The sequence below is a fragment of the Dehalococcoidales bacterium genome, assembly GCA_030698765.1.
Classification (GTDB): domain Bacteria; phylum Chloroflexota; class Dehalococcoidia; order Dehalococcoidales; family UBA2162; genus JAUYMF01.
Genome location: JAUYMF010000017.1, coordinates 1 through 17033 on the forward strand (window position 1 = coordinate 1; position 17033 = coordinate 17033).

Here is a 17033-nt window from a genome sequence, read left to right on the forward strand (position 1 = left end):
AAAAGGGGGACTCAAGGGGGATTTTAAAATCCCTCTTAATCTCCCTTTACGAAAGGGAGAAACGGATATGAAGGGGAGAAACTGACTTCCTCCTTTGTGAAAGGAGGGGGACTGAGGGAGATTTCCAGTTCAAATCCCTCTCACTCTCCCCCTGTTCAAGCCAGGGGCAAGTCTCTTTACTGTTCTGTCATTCCGTGCCCTGGCCTGCCGCCAGGACAGGCTTGACACGGAATCCAGTGGGAGGTGTGGAAGAACTGGATTCCGGCTTCCGCCGGAATGACAAACGGGGTAAATTAGAAGGGGGAAATAGGTGGTAAGGTGAATAAATTGAGAAGGACAGGTGCTGACAAACCTGCTGGCGAAACCATCAAGAATAACAGGGGGTGAGGTCACACCATAATCAAAGCTGCCGGTATAAATACCACTTTTTATACTCAGGGGTGCTCCAGATTAGTGCCGCGGTCGTAGTAGATTTCAAAGACCTCGCCTTCAGCGGTCTTCACCCGGTAGTAGTTGCGGTGGCGGCGCTGCCACCAGTGGCGGCGTTTCAAGGTGGGGCGCCCGAAGCCGTGGTCATGCCAGACCTGGAGGATGGTAGTGATAACGTATTCCCGGTCATCAAGGCGGAAGGCAACCGGAGTCCTGATTTCCCCGCTGACGGTAACCTCTATCTCCCGGCCGAAGAACTGCGGCGGCATCTTTTCCCTCTGGTTGAAATCTACCTAGTCCTGATGGGCAAGCCGGTGAGCCTTGAACTCGCCGATGATGCCATCACCCCTCTTCACCGCCTCCCCGATGCCGTAGTTTTTACTCAGGCGCAGGGGGACGCAGCAGCAGGAGCAGCAGTTGCAGATGGCGTAGAAGTCCTCCCGGCAGCGGATGATGGTGTGGATAAGCCCCCGCTGATGGCACTGCCTCAGGATGTCCCGGGCTTCATTACGGGTTATCTCGCGGTAGTCCTGAGGGTTCTCCTCGGCGAAGACATTCCCGCTCAGACCGAGCATAATCTCCGTGTTCAGTGGGTGGTCGCAGTTCTTGAAAGCGGCCCGGCAGTCGCAGGGTCCTACCGCCAGCTTCTCGGCGATGTCCACGATTTCCTCAGCCTCGGCGGTGGTCAGCAGGTAGGCGCGCTCCAGGTTGCGCCCGTAGGCGTTAGCTACCCACCGCACCACATCACCGATTAACGGGATGCGGGTCCACCTCGCCCAGAAGATGTAAAACCTGACCACGAACTGGCGGTGCCGACTGTAAAATCGTAGGGAATGATGCACCCGATCTCCTCCTCACCAGGACTCCCTGAGATTCTACACCCAAATTCGCCGGATGGCAAAGATAGGCGGATAGTAAACTGAATACAAAAGGCATATGTCAATATATATAGTGAGTTGTTCTGGCGGAAGTGAGGTAATGTGGTCAGTATGACTGGTATGCCATCCGTAAATAGCTCCATCTCTTGCAGTCAGGGTGGTAAACGGTTACTATATGATAGTGTCTGCCCTCTGCCGCATCGAGGGCGTAGTAAAGGACCGACCGCTGCTACCGTAATCCCAGAGTATAGTCATTTGCGGGATTGTTGTTGCCCTGGCTCACCGTGTTTTGCTTGCCGGCCGGACAGAGGCAGGCATCAGGAAAGAGTAAGATGGGGATATATACCTCAATTTTTGCCGCCATCATCGTTTTGCTGGCCTCGTTCGTGCGGGCGGCTTCAGGTTTCGGCTATGCTCTGCTGGCTACCCCGCTGCTGACACTGGTCATGGAAGCCAAGTCAGTGGTGGTGCTGAACATGATTCTGGGCAGTCTCTCCAACATACTGGTATTCTGGCACACCCGGCGGTATATTGATTTGAAGAGAGTGGTCGTGCTGGGTCTGGGCAGCATCTTTGGCATCCCGGCCGGTACCTATCTGCTGGTGAAACTGGAGCCATCGATAATTAAACTGGCCATAGCCATCGTGGTTATTCCCTTTTCCATCCTGTTACTGCTGGGGCACTCGCACCGGTTCAAGAGGGATACCCTGGGCTGTGCGGTGGCTGGCTTTCTGAGCGGTCTGCTCGGGGGCAGTACCGGTCTGGGCGGGCCTCCGGTGGTGCTTTTCCTGATCAATCAGGGACTGACCCCGCAAATGTTTGTCGGTACGCTGGCGGCTTACTTTCTTTTTAACGGCGCCATACTGGTGGCTACTTTTACTTTCCTGGGGATGGTCACGGCGGATATTCTTATCAAGGTCGCTATCCTGCTGCCGACGCTGTGGCTGGGCTCTTATATCGGAGTCAAGATGCTGCCCCGGATAAATACAGTCGTCTTCAAGAAGATTGCCTCAGCGATTGTGGCGGCAACAGCGGTGATAATTGTCGCCTCTATCGTGATGGATATGTAGCGATTTCCTTTGCGGGAAGGTTGACTGCGGGCAGGCGCCGGATGCGCTCTTTCTAAGAGCCGGATAGTTCTATCCGTTCTTGATCTTCTCAATTATCATCGGTACCACTTCAAAGAGGTCGCCGACGATGCCGTAGGTAGCTACCTCGAAGATCGGCGCGTCGGGGTCGGTATTAATCGCCACGATGGTATCCGAGGTCTGCATACCGGCCAGGTGCTGGACGGCTCCGGATATGCCACAGGCAATATAGAGCCTGGGGCAGACGGTCTTGCCGGTCTGGCCGACCTGATGGGAATAGGGAATCCAGCCTTCATCTACCGGTGCCCGGGATGAACCCAGTGCCCCGCCCATCGCCGTTGCCAGTTCCTGCAGCAGTTGGAAATTTTCCGCCTTGCCCAGTCCTCTCCCCCCGGAGACGATGATATCGGCGTCCTCGAGCTTGACCGTTTCCGTTAGGTCATCTACAAAGCTGAGCAGTCTGGTCCGCGAGGTAACGCGTTCCCGGTCACAGTCCAGCTTGATAATCTGGCCGCTGCCGTTACCGGCGGAGTTCTTTTTCTTGAAAACGCGGGGGCGGACGGTGGCCATCTGCGGTCTTCTCGCCTGGCAGACGATGGTGGCCATCACATTGCCGCCGAAGGTGGGACGTGTTTGCAGGAGCAGTCTATTTTCAGCATCAATCTCGAGGTCGGTGCAATCAGCGGTAAGCCCGGTCTGCAGTGTCGCCGCTACCCTGGGTATAAAGGAGCGTCCCAGGGCGGTAGCTCCGGCGATAACGATCTCCGGTTGATATTCCTGAATCAGCCGGGCGAGTTCCCCGGTAAACAGGTCTTCCGGGTTAGCGGCCAGGGCGGGATCATCAATCAAGTAGACCTTATCGGCGCCGTAGCTGACCAGTTCCTGGCTTTCACTGATGTTGTGTCCGAAACAGACAGCGCACAGTTCTGTTTGCAGGGTGTTGGCCAGCTCCCTGCCTTTGCTTAACAGCTCATAGCTGACGCTCTTCAGCTTACCGTTCCTTTGCTCGGCGAAGACCCAGATGCCGCGGTGGCTGTCACTTACGTTCACCGTTTCCGTGGCGGTTTCGATGATGATGGCTGCGTAGGCGCAGGTTGCTTCACAGGCGCCGCAGAGGTTACAGCCCTCGTTGATGCGCGCTTTATCATCAATAATTTCGATGATGCCAAAAGGGCAGGCTGCCGCGCAGCTGGCGCAGCCGGTACATTTATCAAGCTCAACCCGAATTCCCATTCTTTTTTCCCGCTCTAGATTACTTTAACCTTTCTCAGTCTCTCAATCAGGCTATCTACCTGGTTTTCCGGCTTTCCCTCCAGAATTTCACCGTGGCGGACTCTTTCCGGGAAGAATATCCTGACGACCCTGGTGGCGGAGCCGGACAACCCGACCCGGCTCTCATCGGCATTTATCTCTTCAGCGCTCCAGACAGGTATCGTGGCGCTCCTGGCGCGGGACAGCCCGCGCAGTGAGGGGAGGCGGGGTACGTTTATCTCCTTGACCACGGTAATCACGGCGGGCAGAGGAGTCTCGATAATCTCATTCCCGTCTTCAGTCATCCGCTGGAGACGCATTTGTCCGCTGTCAATCTCTTCAATACGGCTGACGTAGGCGACAAAAGGAATATTCAGTATCTCGGCAAGTTCCGGCCCCACCTGACCGGTGTCCCCGTCTATGGTCTGCCGTCCGCAGATTATGAGGTCATAGTCGTTGATTTTGGTAATCGCCCTGGCCAAGGTATAAGAGGTAGCCAGGGTATCGGAACCGGCAAAAGCCCGGTCACTGAGCAGAATGGCTTCGTCAGCCCCGGTGCTGATGGCTTCCCGCAATATTTCCTCGGCTTGAGGCGGCCCCATGCTGATTGCGGTTACCTTCCCCCCGTACCTTTCCTTGAGCCTGACCGCTTCTTCCAGGGCGTAGGTATCAAAGGGGTTGACGATATTTTTGATACCCTGTCTCACCAGGGTATTGGTCTCGGGGTTGATACTGACCTTAGTCGTGCCCGGGACCTGCTTCAGGCAGACCACGATGTTCATCGGCACTCTGCCTTTCTCCAAGCCGGTATTAACCACGTAGTGATGCTTAAAGTCAGTTTATGAGAGTTGGAAAGCTTCATTGCCGCTTTGCCCGGCTTTTTCTCAGTTCGGAGGCGATGGTGCCTCTGAGCACTTCATTGGTGCCCTCGTATATCTGGGTGATTTTAGCGTCCCTCATCATTTTTTCTACCGGGTAATCACGCATATAGCCGGCCCCGCCGAAGATCTGCACGGCCTCCGTGGTGACCCTCATCGCCACGTCCGAGGCGAAGACCTTGGCCATGGACGATTCCGCGGTGGAGCTCTTTACCCCGCTGTCTACGGTGCGGGCAGCCGCGTAAACCAGTGCCCGGGCGGCTTCTACCTGGATTGCCATTTCCGCCAGTTTGTCCTGTACCACGCCGATGGCGATGATGGGGTGACCAAACTGGACGCGCTGACGGGCGTAGTCCACCGCCGCTTCCAGTGCTCCCTGGGCGATACCAACAGCCTGGGCGCCGATGCCCGGACGTGAATGGTCAAAGACCTTCATCGCCATGATAAATCCCATCCCCTCCCGGCCAATGATATTTGTCTCCGGTATCAGGCAGTTCTGGAAAATCAGCTCCCTGGTGGAAGACGCGCGGATGCCCATCTTCTTCTCTTTCTTGCCGAAGGAGAAACCCGGGGTATCCTTATCTACCAGGAAAGCGCTGGCGCCGCGGGCGCCTCTGGACTTGTCGGTCAGGGCGATGATGGTGTATATCTCCGCTTCACCACCGTTGGTGATGAACTGCTTGGTCCCGTTGAGCACGTATCCGCCGGCAACCTTCTCCGCGGTGGTCCTGATACCGCCGGCATCACTCCCAGCCGTAGACTCGGTGATAGCAAAAGCTGCCAGTTTCTTTCCGGCGGCAATATCCGGCAGGTATTTCCGTTTTTGCTCGTCACTTCCGTAGACCAGCAGGGCGAAGCTGCCCAGGGCGGTGGCGGCATAGCTGATGGCGACGGCGCTGCAGGCGCGGCTAAGTTCTTCCACTACCAGGCACAGGTCAAGGCAACCTCCCCCCAGCCCCTCGTATTCTTCGGGGATAAAAACGCGGAACATGTCGCTGTCGGCGAGGTCTTTGATTATCTCCCAGGGGAACTCTTCTTTCTCGTCAAGCTCAGCCCTCACCGGTAATATCTTTTCTTCGGCAATTCTTCTGGCCAGGTCCCGGATGGTCTGCTGGTGTTCGCTCAGGAAATATTCCAAGGAAAACTCCCTTCTAAATTAAAAACTATTACTCTTCGCAGTTTTTTAGAAAACTCGTTGTCTGTAGTTACCGTGGAATCCTTCGCGGTTTGCTGGCTGACTACCCCGGAGGATAATAAAAAGCTGTTCGTTTTCAATGCAGATGGCTTATTATAATGGAAATGACCTGCCTGATGTCAAGCTGATCGCAGGTATTGACAGTGAAGAGGCTGGTAAATTATGTTATGGCTGCGGATAATCTCAGGCGGCTGATAATTTCGCTGTAAAACCGGTAGGGAAACAGGCCAGGAATAGAGAAAAGTGAAAGGAGGTAGCAGACATGGACTTTAAGTTTACCGAAGAACAGGAAAAGTTCCGGCAGGAAGTCCGCGCCTTTCTGGAAGACGAACTAAGGCAGGGGACTTTTCAGCCGAGCTGTGATGCCTGGATACAGGGGTATTCTCCGGAGTTCACCAGGAAGGTAGCGCAGAAAGGCTGGATCGGCTTGACCTGGCCCAGGGAATACGGCGGGCAGGGGCGCAGCAATATTGACCGCCTGATTCTTACCGAAGAGTTACTGCGCTACGGGGCGCCGTCGGCCTGCCACTGGTTCGCCGACCGCCAGATTGGCCGCTCGATCATCGCCTTTGGCACCGAGGAGCAAAAACAGGAACTGCTACCTAAGATACTGAAGGGGGAAGCTTATGTTGGCCTGGGGATGAGCGAACCGGAGGCCGGTTCCGACCTGGCCTCTCTGCAGACCAGAGCCACCGAGACTGACAATGAATATGTACTGGACGGGCAGAAGATGTGGACCAGTTGCGGTCACTTTATGACGCATCTCTACCTGGTAGCCCGGACTGACCCCGAAGCGCCGAAACACCGCGGCATCAGCGAATTTGTTATTGAGGCAAATCTGCCGGGGATTACCATCACGCCGACAATCGATATTACCGGAAGTGAGGCCTGGGCGGAGGTCTTCTTTGACAGCGTACGGGTGCCGAAAAAGTACCTGGTCGGGGAGAAGAACCGAGGCTTTTACCAGATATTGAACCAGCTTGACTATGAGCGGGCCGGACTGGAGCGGCTGATGGGGAACTACCCCCTCTTCGCCGCTCTGCTCCAGTTTGTTAAAGAGACCAGGCGGAATGGTAAGCCGTTATCTCAGGAGACGGTAGTCCGCCAGAAGATGGCGCAGCTTCAGATTGAATTTGAAGTCGGACGTTTGCTTACCTACCGGGTGGTCATGGTGATGGATGAAGGGCGGGCGCCTAACTGGGAGGCGGCCATGGCCAAGTCCTACAGCACCGCCTTTGAGCAGCACCTGGCGGATACCGCCACCGGAATTCTGGGACTCTACGGGCAACTAATGGCCGAATCAAAGTGGGCGCCTGTTCTGGGTATGGCTGCACACTCCTTCCTGGCCTCCAAGGGTTACAGCCTGCAGGCCGGTACTTCCGAGATTCTACGCAATGTCATTGCCCTGCGGGGACTGGGACTACCGGAAAGCTAATCAGAGGGTCTAATAAATAGAGGAGATGAATAATGAATTTCGCTCTTTCTGAAGAACAGGAAATGTTGAAAAAAGCGGCCCGTGATTTTCTTGCCGATAAGTGTTCCAAAGCAGTGGTCAGAGCAATGGTTGAGGACGAGAAAGGATACCCGCCGGAGCTGTGGCGGGAAATGGCGGGGTTGGGCTGGATGGGGCTGGCCTTCCCGGAAGAGTATGGCGGCAGCGGCATGAGTTTTCTTGATTTAGCCGTACTGCTGGATGAAACGGGCAGGGTCTGCCTGCCCGGCCCCTTCTTCTCCACGGTGGTTCTGGGTGGTCTGGCTATTCTGGATGCCGGTAATGATGAGCAAAAGCGGGCCTACCTGCCTGCTATTGCCGGTGGGGAGTCAATCTTTACCCTGGCTTTAACCGAGGAGGCGGCTCAATACGATGCCGCTTCAATCAAAGTCAAGGCGGCGGCGGATAAGGATGGCTATATTATCAGCGGTGCCAAGTTCTTCGTCCCTGACGCTCATGTCGCCGACTACCTGCTCTGCGTGGCCAGGACTGATGAAAAGGCAGCCGCTGAAGAAGGTGTCACCGTCTTTATTGTCGATGCGAAAAGCCCCGGGATAAGCTGTACTCTTTTGAAGACGATGGCAGGGGACAAGCTGTGTGAAGTGGAATTCGATCGGGTCAAAGTACCCGGGCAGAATATTCTGGGAGAACTAAATCGAGGGTGGAGCGTGGTAGAAAGGGTGATGCAGCGGGCAGCCGTGGCTAAATGCTGTGAGATGGTGGGGGCGATGCAGCAGTCACTGGAGATGGCAGTGGATTATGCCAAGGAGCGAAAGCAGTTCGGGCGGCCGATTGGCAGCTTTCAGGCGATACAGCACTACTGCGCCAATATGGCCACCGATGTTGACGGTGCCCGTTTTACTACCTACCAGGCAGCCTGGATGATGAGCGAGGGGCTTCCTTGCGCGAAGGAGGTGGCTATCGCCAAAGCGTGGGCGGGCGAAGCTTTCGGACGGGTCAGCACGCTGGCCCACCAGGTTCACGGGGCTATCGGCTGCACTATTGACCACGACCTGCATTTCTATACCCGGCGGGGTAAAGCGGCGGAGCTTACTTTTGGCGGTGGTGATTTCCACCGGGAGGTGGTGGCTCAGGAAATGGGGCTATGATGAAGACATCGCCTCCAACCTGGCGAGCACCTCGTCTATCGTTTCCTGGGCCGTGGAAGCGCCACTGGTGACGCCGATGTGACGGTGACCCTGTAACCAGGCTGGTTGAATATCCTCTGCCGTTTCCACCAGGTGTGTCTGGCATACTGTGGAACACAAATCGGCGAGGTGGCTGGTATTGGCGCTGCCGTGACTGCCGATAACTAGCATCAGGTCTACCCGGTTAGCCAGCTTCAGAGTGGTCTGCTGGCGCGCCCTGATGTCGTGACAGACGGTGTCGATAATACGTATCTCGGCGTCTTTGGTCAGCGCCGAGTCAATCAGCTTCTTGGCAAATTCGGTGAAATGGGACGGTATCTGGGTCGTCTGGGATAGAATACCCAGGCGGCGGGGCAGGGGGTTCATGCCGGCGATAAACTTCTCGTCGGGAGTGGCGATTCCCCTGTCATCAGCCCAGCCCAGGATTCCCTTGACCTCCGGGTGGTTGGCGTCACCGTGGATGACGACAAAGAACCCGGACTTGGCCAGACGGCGGGCGGCGAGCTGGGCGCGGTGCACGAACGGACAGGTGGTATTGATTACTTCGCTGTGGCGGGCCCGAATCTCAGCTTCGATTTTGGGACTGACCCCGTGAGCGCCAATGGCGACAATGTCGCCCTTCATGGCGCCGACGCTATCAGCGACGGTGACACCGGTATCAGCCAGCCTCTGCAGTACCTGCTGGTTATGCACTACCGCTCCCAGTGTTTCCACCGGCCCGCGCTCGCGGGTAATCTTCTCCAGGATCTCGATGGCGCGTTTCACCCCGAAACAGAACCCCAGTTCGGCCGCCTTTTCAATCTTAAGTCCCATTCCTTCCCTCTTCATCGGCGTAATACCCCCGGTATTCCGGTGGAAGCAGTTGGGCGATGCGCTGCATCATGTAGCTGGTGCACTCGGCAAGCTCTTCCCTGGACAATTTACCATCACGCGGCGGTAACTGGAAAGGAACGCCGAAATTGACCGTAAGCCGGGGGCGGCGCAGCAGCCAGCCCATTCCCTTGATTTGCTCCGTGCCGGTGATAGCGGCGGGTAGTATAGTGGCGCCGCTGCGCAGCGCTATCCGTACCGAGCCCGGAAGGGCCGGTTGTAATTCCCCGTTCCGGCTCCGACTCGCTTCCGGAAACATCACCAGGGCAAAACCTTCCGCCAGTACTCGCTCTGCATGGCGCAGGGCTTTCCTGTCCGGCTGGCCCCGCTGCACCGGGAACGCGCCGAAACCGCTGACGAAGTAGCTGGAGAACCTGGAGTGGAATAGCTCCTGTTTGGCCATGAATATCGCCTTCCGGTTCAGACTGACGGCAAGTAACGGCGGGTCAACCAGTCCAAGATGGTTGGCGACCACCAGCAGCGGTCCCTGGCCGGGAATGTTTTCTCTACCCTTGACCTGCCAGCGGGCAGTGAAAAAGAGCATAATTTTGACTAACGCCCGTCCAATATCGTAAAACCAGGACACTATTTTTTTACCTTCGGAAAGCAGTAAGGTGGTAACTATTTAGATTATAACTGATAGCTGCTATCCGGGACAAATGAAGAGGGCGTTTAACAACAACGAAACGGTTAATTTCCAAACAACCCTGATATCAAAATCATCTGTTAAATCCGGCATCGCCTTGATTAAACACCTATTTTGCTTCATAATATTTTTATGTCGTGAAAAAGGGGGAATGAAGATGAGCGACTTAAGCATCGGTAAGATAGCGGGTTTGCGGCAGATTGCCACTACGGATGGTATTTTTACCATGTGCGCCATGGACCACCGCGACTCGTTACGCAGTATGATTGACCGCCAGAATCCGGAAAGAATCGGCTATGAGGAGATGGTCAAGCGTAAGCTGGAGCTGTGCACCGCGCTGGCGGAACATGCCAGCGCGGTGCTGCTTGACCCGGTATTCGGCGCCGCTCAGTGTATCGGTCAGGGGGCGTTGCCCAAAACTACGGGGCTTCTGGTCAGTATTGAGGCTTCCGGTTACGGCGAGAAGGAGTCCCGTTTGACCGGCTTGCTCGATGATTGGGGCGTCGAAAAGATTAAGCGGATGGGGGCTTCGGCGGTAAAAATACTGCTTTACTACCGCCCGGACCTGAAAGAGTTAGCCCAAAAGCAACTGGAGACGGTGGATATGGTAGCCCTAGAGTGCATCAAGCATGATATTCCCTTCCTGGTGGAACCCAAGACCTATCCCGTAGGCAATGAAATCAAGCACCCGGAGGAGTTATCTAAATTAAAAGGGAAGCTGGTAATTGAAACTGCCCGTGATGTTAACAACTTCCCGATAGATGTGCTCAAGGCGGAATTTCCGGCTGACCCGCCCTATCCCGGGGATAAATCCGGGCTAATTGAGCTTTGCCGTCAGCTTGACAGAGCTTCACGGGTCCCCTGGGTGGTACTTAGCGCCGGTGTGGAGTTCGATGTTTTTTGCCAGCAGGTGGAGATTGCCTGTCGGGCCGGGGCTTCCGGTTTTCTGGCGGGCCGGGCTATCTGGCAGGAAGCAACGCGTATTGAAGATGACGGGGAGCGGGTTCATTACCTGTCAACCGTAGCCGTCGAGAGACTGGAGAAACTGTCCGAAATAGCGGCCAAATACGCGGTGCCCTGGTACCGGAGGTTCGGGGCATCTTTTCAGGAGCTGGCGGATATATCAGAGGGCTGGTATCGGAGCTATTAAGATTGGAGAAGGTTGATGATTGTTACCATTACTCTTAATCCTTCTGTAGATGAGCATATTTCGGTTCATGGACTGGAATTGCAGGAGGTCAACCGCTGGGTCAGACGCCGACGTGATGCCGGGGGTAAGGGCATCGACGTATCCCGGGCGCTACATGAAATGGATGAGGTGACGGTAGCCCATGGATTTATCGGCGGGCCTGATGGCCGGGCGGTGGAAATACTGCTTGATGAAGAGGGGGTATTGTGCAGCTTTACCCCGATCAAGCAGGAGACCCGCACCAACTTCATCATTAACGATACCAAAACTTTCCAGCAGACCATGATAAGCGCGCCCGGCCCCCGTATTTCCCGCAGGGAACTGGAGAGGTTTTTTAAGAAGCTGGAGAAGGTACGCCCCCGGCCGGATATGATTGTGGCCAGTGGCAGCGTGCCACCCGGCGTCCCTGTGAGCGTTTACTGTGACATCATTAACCATTGCGCGGCCAGCAATATAAGAACAATCCTTGACACCTCCGGTCCATGGTTGGCGGAGGGCATCAAAGCGGGGCCATATCTTATTAAGCCCAATGTTTACGAGGCGGAGGAGTTGCTGGGCAGGGAGCTTCCCACGGAGGAGGCGATCATTGAAGGGGCTTTAAGCCTGGTGGAGATGGGTATTAAGGTAGTGGTCATATCCCGGGGGAAAGATGGTATCATTGCTGCCACCAGGGACAGCCTGTTTAAGGCGGTACCGCCGCCGGTAAAGGTAAAAAGCGTCGTGGGTGCGGGGGACTGTACCGTAGCCGGCCTTGCCCTGAAGCTGGCTGCCGGGGGGTCACTGCTGGATGCCTGCCGACTGGCGGTGGCGATGGGTTCGGCGGCCGTGTTAACACCGGGTACCGAGCTGTGCCGCAGAGATGACGTGGAAAGATTGCTGCCACAGGTCAAGGTCTGGGTAATGTCCTCCACGAGAAGGGATAAGGTTTTCTCTGCCGCCGTTAAGTGAAATCGGCCGGGAAGCAGCTGCATTTGACGGAACCGGTAACTATTGAGAGCAACTGCTGTCCGGGCAGAAGCGGCGGCTACAGGTAAGGCCGGTCACCTTCCTTTCGGTTGCACCAATTCCGAATGTCGTTCCCGCTTGTCTCTTTGCCGTCCGGACCTGTGTGCTGGTTCTTCTCCTGTCTGGTGGGAGGACTTCTCTTCGATCAGGCGGATGTAGATAGTATCGCCGATTTCTTTGTCCACAGCGAATTGAGTTTGGTTAACCTGGAAGACATAGGAAGGAAAGTTCTGGATAAGGCTGAGCGGCGTTCCGGGGAGGATGCCCATCGCCATCAATTTCTGCAGCTTGTTTGAATCCGGCGCGTAGATATAGGCTACTTTGCCCTTTTGCCCCGCGGTTAGCTGTGACAGCGGAGTAACCACCTGCTGCATTGAAGAGCGTTTCTGCTGGCAACACTTTCCGGGCGGTATGGGATTGCCGTGAGGGCAGACCCTGGGATGCCCCAGCAGGACACAAATACTTTCATCCAGCCCCCGGTCAAGAAGGTGCTCGAATTTACACGCCTTTTCATGCATAAGCGTATCTCCGGTCGTCCCCAGAACGTCAACCAGCAGCCGTTCAGCCAGGCGGTGCCTTCTCACTATGTTCATCGCCTCGGGCTTTCCGGCGCCGGTTAACCTGAGGCGGTTGCCGTCAGCGGAAACGTAGCCGGCACTCAGTAACTGCTCGACTGGCTTTTTGTCGCCGTTTCCCACGTCATCGAGTGCCACGGAATCCTCTTTTCTCTCTTCGGTGCGTATCCATAGCGTTTCCAGGATTTCTTCAGCTTGCTCAAGTAGCTCCATTATTTCTTTTGCCTCCAGGATTTAAGCGCTTTTATCAGTTTCGGTTCCTTGATTACCTCATAGCCGCAGTTGGGGCATTTCACCATATGGCAGCCTGACGTCATTAAGCACCCATGACAGGCCTCTAATCCCTCTTCCTCTCGGAAATGATAGCCGCAGAGTGGACATGTCATAATGTCACCCCCAGAGTAGTCAAAATCAGGTTGAGTACGTAACCGACAAAGAAAGCAAAGGGAAAGATGAAAACGGCGATAGTCAGCGCCGTTTTCAAGCCCCTTTCCTTCAGCATCACCATGAATTGGGCCACGCACGGGATGAACAGGGTCAGGGTGACTGCCGCTACTACCAGCGGTACTCCCGTCAGCAGCCCATCGCTGTGCAGGTCATACAGTCCAGCGGCGCCGAAGTCCCGCCGGAAAAAGCCGTAGAGGAAAGCGACGGCGGCCTGTGGCGGCAGCCCGATGAGCCTGACCAGGGGTTCTATTCCGCTGATGATAATGTCGAAAAGTCCCGTCAGCTTACCCAGCCAGAGCATGGCGCTGGCAATCAAAAAGAGAGGCAGCACCTCAAGAAAGTACCACTGCAGCCGGGTGTAGGTCTTGACCAGTATGTTGGAGAGCTTGGGCAGCCGTAACGGCGGTATCTCCATGTAAAAGCTGGCCTTCTCTCCGGGGATAATGCGGGATGCCAGGAAACCTACTAACAGCAGTATCAACGCTACCGTGCTTGCCCAGACCAGCAGTGGGCCCGGCCCGCTCCCGGATAGAATAGCGAAAATAACGCCGAGCTGTGCCGAACATGGAATGGCCAGGGCCAAAAGGAGGGTGGTAATAACCCGCTCCCGCCGCGTCTCCTGTGTCCTGGTGACGATGGTTGCCATCGTATCACAGCCGAAGCCCAGCACCATCGGGATTACCGCCCGGCCGTTGAGGCCGATTGCCTTGAATACCCTGTCGATAAGCATCGCCAGCCGGGGGAGATAGCCACTATCTTCGATGATGGAAAAGGCGATAAAGAAGGTGCCGACGATGGGCAGGATGATGGCGAAGGCATAGCTCAGACCCAGGGTAATAATGCCGTATTCACCGACAAATAAGTCCTGAATAACCTTGAAGGGAATAATAGTGGTGAAGAGTTTGATCGCCCATGGGTTAATCCATTCTCCGAATACCGTGCTCTCGATGAAGTCGACGAAGGTCCCGGCTCCGAGCACGCCGACAAACTGGTACAGTCCGAAGTAAAGGACCGCCAGGAGAATGGGAATACCGGTGATAGGGTTCATCATCGCCCGGCTCAGCCGCTCAGCCAGTCTCTTGCCGCGCCGTTCCCGGGTGGTCACGGTGGTGGAGAGGATACGCCTGACCTCCTGCTGACGGTTTAAAGCAATGACGTAGCTGAGCGGCTGGCCGTAGGCGTTCCTGGTTTCAGTCAATACGGTTTGTATCGCCGGGTAATCCTCGTTTTCCTGTTCTTTCACCAGTCTGTCTATCTCCGGGTCTCCCTGGAGCAGAAGCAGGCCCACTGCTCTCTTGGAGATACCGTAACTGCCTTTAAGCAGACCGGTAATCGTGTCCAGGGCTGCCTCCAGTGGCTTATCGTATTTAATTGATGCCGCTTTGGCTTCTAACATAGGTTCCCAGTCTCTTTCTCAGCATCTCTACGCCGCGGCCGGTAGTGGCGGCGGTGGCGACTACCGGAATGCCCAGTTCTTCTTCAAGTTGATTGATGTTGACCTCAATCCCGGCGGTTTCAGTCTCGTCAATCATATTAAGGTTCAGCATGATGGGGAGTCCGGCCTCAATGAGCTGGAGGGTAAGCGGCAGCATCCTCTCCAGGTTTTTGGCATCAACTATATGCAGGACTACTTCGGGTTTTTCTTCCAGTAGTATTGCCTTGGCTACCCGCTCTTCTTCAGTGATGGGCAGCAGCGAATACATCCCCGGGGTATCCACTACCTCGAATTCTTCTCCGTCAATTACGGCTTTCCCGCGGGTTACGTCTATAGAGGTGCCGGGGTAATTGGATACGGTAGCATAGACACCGGTGAGCCTGTTGAAGACCACGCTCTTGCCCACATTGGGACTACCGACAATGCCTAACTTCCTCAGACCGTTAGCTTCGATGGTACCGTTTCCGCCGTGGCAATTGCCGTCTGCTCTGCCAAAGGCGAGGGTATTCAGTACCGTGCGCCACAGACTCATTTTTCTAACCTCCTTAAGTATGAACCATGAACCTTTTAATTTACTATGATGCTCGGGCTATTCTGGCTTTCTCATGCCCGGCGCTTTCTACCCTGCCGGCCACGGGGCGGAAATAGCTCCATAGCGCTAAAGTCAGGTAGACGAGGTAGGCGATTACCTCCACCAGGGAGGGGTTAGCGTTATAGCCGACGATAGCCGTCAGGAACCGCCCCAGTGTCTCCCTTTCCGGGATGATATGGTTGATATCCCAGACATGCTCTATTACCGGCGGGATAATCCCGGCTTCATGAAACTCGTGGATGCCGTGAGCTAGTAACCCGGCGGCAAACACGACCAGTATCAGGCTGGTTACATTGAAGAAGGTTCTCAGGTTGAGCCGGGATGTGCCCTTGTAAATACTGTAGCCGATAGCTACGGCTATAACCAGTCCCAGCAGCCCTCCGATAGTAAATAAGAGCGGCGATTCGGCTACCCTGGTGGCGGCAAAGAGGAAGAGTACTGTTTCAATCCCTTCTCTGACCACGGCGACAAAGGCCAGCAGTACCAGCCCGAAGGATGAACCGCTGGTAAGCGCCGTTTGTATCTGGGCATGAAGGTGAGCTTTAATATCTATCGCCTGCTTGCGCATCCAGAATATCATCCAGGTGAGGATGCCGGTGGCAAACAGCATGGCGATACCTTCAAAGATCTGTTCACCGCGCCCGCTGAATTCTCCGGCCGTAAAATAGATGATAACGCCGGCAATCAGGCTGACCAGGACCGCCAGTGATGTTCCCATCCAGACTGATTTGAAGCTCTGCCGGTTATCAGTCCGGGCCAGGTAAGCCAGGATAATGCCAATGATAAGGGCGGCTTCCAGCCCTTCTCTGAGTGTGATTAAAAACGAACCCAACACTGGTTATATTCCCCCTTTCTGCTAGAATTATCTCGCCGGGCGGGTTTAACAACCCGCCCGGCGCTTTTCCCCCTGTTCTTTAAATCATCACCATGTTAAGTAACACTGGTCAATGATGGCTTCAAATTTTTCACTCTTTTTCGGGTGTCTGACGGGTGTTCGGGGAGCCGCTGACTCCTGACCAACAACCGCTATCGATAGCATTACCATCAATACTACTAAACCGAAAGGCAACATTTCAGTATCACCTCCTCCTCTACTTTTGGTTCTTCCCGTGTTTGGATACAAATGCTTCTCATTTGCAAAAGCTTTATCAAAAATTTATTCCCTTTTCCGGCGGCACTCGGCGCAATACCCGCCGATGTGCAGTTCAGTCTCCGTAATCTCAAAATCTTTAGCTTCGGGGACATTGTTCTTTATCATGCGGGCCAGCGGGTACTCGAATTCGAGTACCCTGCCGCAATTCAGACATACCAGGTGATGATGGTCGGCGGCTGGTTTTACCTCGTAATGATGGTGTTCCTCATTAAAGTGGAGTTCCTCTACCAGCCCCAGTTTCTTCAGCGTCTGTAGCGTTCGGTAAACCGTGGACAGACTTAGCCGTGGCTGTTTCTGCCGGGCGCGGCGATACACCTCATCAGCGTCAAGATGCCCTCCTCCACGGCGGATAATATCCAGGATCAAAGCCCGCTGGCTGGTGACCCTCAGTCCGGGAGCTTTTAACGCCCTCCGGGTTTCTTCGATTGTCTTACGATTAGTGCTCATCACTTGTAACGCTAATGCAATTCATTTGCAATTACATTCTAAACCATAAATATATTGCCTGTCAAGCCCCTTTTAAAACTATTTTATACTTTGTGCGATATTTGGTTCTGCTTGTCTTTGGCGTTGAGCTGTCTTTGACAAGGTCCCAGGAATTGAGAAGCGGTTCTGTCCGGAACTGCCAAGGAACTCATTACATGATGCGCTTGAGCCTGGGGCTGTGAGTGATGCCGGGGATTCGTCCCCTCTTGGCAACCGGCTTGCCTTCCACTTCATGCGGGTCGGCGGTGAAGTCAATCGGCCGGGCTCCACTGATAT

The 17033-nt window shown here is 55.0% G+C and carries 17 protein-coding genes; 5 read left to right on the plus strand and 12 right to left on the minus strand.

Annotation, left to right across the window (positions count from 1 at the left end; genetic code table 11):
* Positions 1-434: 434 nt before the first annotated feature.
* A complete protein-coding gene (locus tag Q8Q07_00545; GenBank protein ID MDP3878781.1) occupies positions 435-698 on the minus strand; it encodes a DUF6504 family protein in 264 nt (87 codons plus the stop codon).
* A gap of 24 nt (positions 699-722) precedes the next feature.
* The gene (locus tag Q8Q07_00550; protein ID MDP3878782.1) at positions 723-1271 is read right to left on the minus strand and encodes a ferredoxin-like protein; all 549 of its coding nucleotides are present in this window, start codon (positions 1269-1271) and stop codon (positions 723-725) included.
* A 368-nt stretch (positions 1272-1639) separates the two neighbouring features.
* Between Q8Q07_00550 and Q8Q07_00555 the strand changes: the two genes are divergently transcribed.
* Positions 1640-2377 carry a sulfite exporter TauE/SafE family protein gene (locus Q8Q07_00555; GenBank protein MDP3878783.1) on the plus strand — a complete coding sequence of 246 codons (738 nt, stop codon included), beginning with the start codon at positions 1640-1642 and terminating at the stop codon, positions 2375-2377.
* Between the two features lie 69 nt (positions 2378-2446).
* On the opposite strand, the gene Q8Q07_00560 is transcribed toward Q8Q07_00555, so the two are convergent.
* The 3 genes from Q8Q07_00560 to Q8Q07_00570 all read right to left on the minus strand — a co-directional run bounded on the left by Q8Q07_00560 (position 2447) and on the right by Q8Q07_00570 (position 5662).
* Positions 2447-3628, minus strand: a complete 1182-nt coding sequence (locus Q8Q07_00560) for an electron transfer flavoprotein subunit alpha (GenBank protein ID MDP3878784.1) — start codon at positions 3626-3628, stop codon at positions 2447-2449.
* Between the two features lie 14 nt (positions 3629-3642).
* Entirely contained in the window at positions 3643-4428 is a 786-nt protein-coding gene (locus Q8Q07_00565; protein ID MDP3878785.1) for an electron transfer flavoprotein subunit beta/FixA family protein, read from the minus strand.
* A 76-nt stretch (positions 4429-4504) separates the two neighbouring features.
* On the minus strand, positions 4505-5662 hold the full coding sequence (locus Q8Q07_00570; protein ID MDP3878786.1) for an acyl-CoA dehydrogenase family protein: 1158 nt from the start codon (positions 5660-5662) through the stop codon (positions 4505-4507).
* A 319-nt stretch (positions 5663-5981) separates the two neighbouring features.
* On the opposite strand from Q8Q07_00570, the gene Q8Q07_00575 reads away from it, so the two are divergent.
* A complete protein-coding gene (locus Q8Q07_00575) occupies positions 5982-7154 on the plus strand; it encodes an acyl-CoA dehydrogenase family protein (GenBank protein ID MDP3878787.1) in 1173 nt (390 codons plus the stop codon).
* A 32-nt stretch (positions 7155-7186) separates the two neighbouring features.
* The gene (locus tag Q8Q07_00580) at positions 7187-8320 is read left to right on the plus strand and encodes an acyl-CoA dehydrogenase family protein (GenBank protein ID MDP3878788.1); all 1134 of its coding nucleotides are present in this window, start codon (positions 7187-7189) and stop codon (positions 8318-8320) included.
* Here Q8Q07_00580 and ispH read toward each other — a convergent pair.
* Both ispH and Q8Q07_00590 read right to left on the minus strand, forming a co-directional pair.
* The gene (ispH, locus tag Q8Q07_00585; GenBank protein MDP3878789.1) at positions 8315-9172 is read right to left on the minus strand and encodes a 4-hydroxy-3-methylbut-2-enyl diphosphate reductase; all 858 of its coding nucleotides are present in this window, start codon (positions 9170-9172) and stop codon (positions 8315-8317) included. The genes Q8Q07_00580 and ispH overlap by 6 nt on opposite strands.
* Positions 9162-9773, minus strand: coding sequence for a lysophospholipid acyltransferase family protein (locus tag Q8Q07_00590; GenBank protein MDP3878790.1), 612 nt, complete (start codon positions 9771-9773; stop codon positions 9162-9164). Before Q8Q07_00590 ends, ispH begins: the two co-directional genes overlap by 11 nt.
* Positions 9774-10032: 259 nt before the next feature.
* Between Q8Q07_00590 and Q8Q07_00595 the strand changes: the two genes are divergently transcribed.
* Positions 10033-11025: a tagatose 1,6-diphosphate aldolase gene (locus tag Q8Q07_00595; GenBank protein MDP3878791.1), complete on the plus strand. Its 993-nt coding sequence runs from the start codon at positions 10033-10035 to the stop codon at positions 11023-11025.
* A gap of 15 nt (positions 11026-11040) precedes the next feature.
* Positions 11041-12012 (plus strand): 1-phosphofructokinase, encoded by a 972-nt coding sequence (gene pfkB / locus Q8Q07_00600; protein ID MDP3878792.1) that lies wholly within the window; start codon positions 11041-11043, stop codon positions 12010-12012.
* A 92-nt stretch (positions 12013-12104) separates the two neighbouring features.
* Here the strand turns inward: pfkB and Q8Q07_00605 are convergent, their stop codons facing one another.
* The 5 genes from Q8Q07_00605 to Q8Q07_00625 form a co-directional block, all read right to left on the minus strand.
* A complete protein-coding gene (locus tag Q8Q07_00605) occupies positions 12105-12857 on the minus strand; it encodes a metal-dependent transcriptional regulator (GenBank protein MDP3878793.1) in 753 nt (250 codons plus the stop codon).
* Between the two features lie 169 nt (positions 12858-13026).
* On the minus strand, positions 13027-14487 hold the full coding sequence (locus tag Q8Q07_00610) for a ferrous iron transporter B (protein MDP3878794.1): 1461 nt from the start codon (positions 14485-14487) through the stop codon (positions 13027-13029).
* Complete coding sequence (locus tag Q8Q07_00615; protein MDP3878795.1) at positions 14459-15058, minus strand: FeoB small GTPase domain-containing protein; 600 nt, start codon at positions 15056-15058, stop codon at positions 14459-14461. The genes Q8Q07_00610 and Q8Q07_00615 overlap by 29 nt, the downstream gene beginning before the upstream one ends.
* 43 nt (positions 15059-15101) lie before the next feature.
* Positions 15102-15950 (minus strand): iron uptake transporter permease EfeU, encoded by an 849-nt coding sequence (gene efeU, locus Q8Q07_00620; protein ID MDP3878796.1) that lies wholly within the window; start codon positions 15948-15950, stop codon positions 15102-15104.
* 324 nt (positions 15951-16274) lie between these two features.
* Positions 16275-16718: a Fur family transcriptional regulator gene (locus tag Q8Q07_00625; GenBank protein ID MDP3878797.1), complete on the minus strand. Its 444-nt coding sequence runs from the start codon at positions 16716-16718 to the stop codon at positions 16275-16277.
* Between the last annotated feature and the right edge of the window lie 315 nt (positions 16719-17033).

Bases quoted from the DNA above. Each gene is read 5' to 3' on its own strand.
- Q8Q07_00580 (MDP3878788.1), top strand. From the start codon at position 7,187: ATGAATTTCGCTCTTTCTGAAGAACAGGAAATGTTGAAAAAAGCGGCC.
- Q8Q07_00605 (MDP3878793.1), bottom strand. From the start codon at position 12,857: ATGGAGCTACTTGAGCAAGCTGAAGAAATCCTGGAAACGCTATGGATA.
- Q8Q07_00545 (MDP3878781.1), bottom strand. From the start codon at position 698: ATGCCGCCGCAGTTCTTCGGCCGGGAGATAGAGGTTACCGTCAGCGGG.
- Q8Q07_00595 (MDP3878791.1), top strand. From the start codon at position 10,033: ATGAGCGACTTAAGCATCGGTAAGATAGCGGGTTTGCGGCAGATTGCC.
- pfkB (MDP3878792.1), top strand. From the start codon at position 11,041: ATGATTGTTACCATTACTCTTAATCCTTCTGTAGATGAGCATATTTCG.
- ispH (MDP3878789.1), bottom strand. From the start codon at position 9,172: ATGGGACTTAAGATTGAAAAGGCGGCCGAACTGGGGTTCTGTTTCGGG.
- Q8Q07_00625 (MDP3878797.1), bottom strand. From the start codon at position 16,718: ATGAGCACTAATCGTAAGACAATCGAAGAAACCCGGAGGGCGTTAAAA.
- Q8Q07_00555 (MDP3878783.1), top strand. From the start codon at position 1,640: ATGGGGATATATACCTCAATTTTTGCCGCCATCATCGTTTTGCTGGCC.
- Q8Q07_00565 (MDP3878785.1), bottom strand. From the start codon at position 4,428: ATGAACATCGTGGTCTGCCTGAAGCAGGTCCCGGGCACGACTAAGGTC.
- Q8Q07_00610 (MDP3878794.1), bottom strand. From the start codon at position 14,487: ATGTTAGAAGCCAAAGCGGCATCAATTAAATACGATAAGCCACTGGAG.
- Q8Q07_00575 (MDP3878787.1), top strand. From the start codon at position 5,982: ATGGACTTTAAGTTTACCGAAGAACAGGAAAAGTTCCGGCAGGAAGTC.
- Q8Q07_00615 (MDP3878795.1), bottom strand. From the start codon at position 15,058: ATGAGTCTGTGGCGCACGGTACTGAATACCCTCGCCTTTGGCAGAGCA.
- Q8Q07_00590 (MDP3878790.1), bottom strand. From the start codon at position 9,773: ATGCTCTTTTTCACTGCCCGCTGGCAGGTCAAGGGTAGAGAAAACATT.
- Q8Q07_00560 (MDP3878784.1), bottom strand. From the start codon at position 3,628: ATGGGAATTCGGGTTGAGCTTGATAAATGTACCGGCTGCGCCAGCTGC.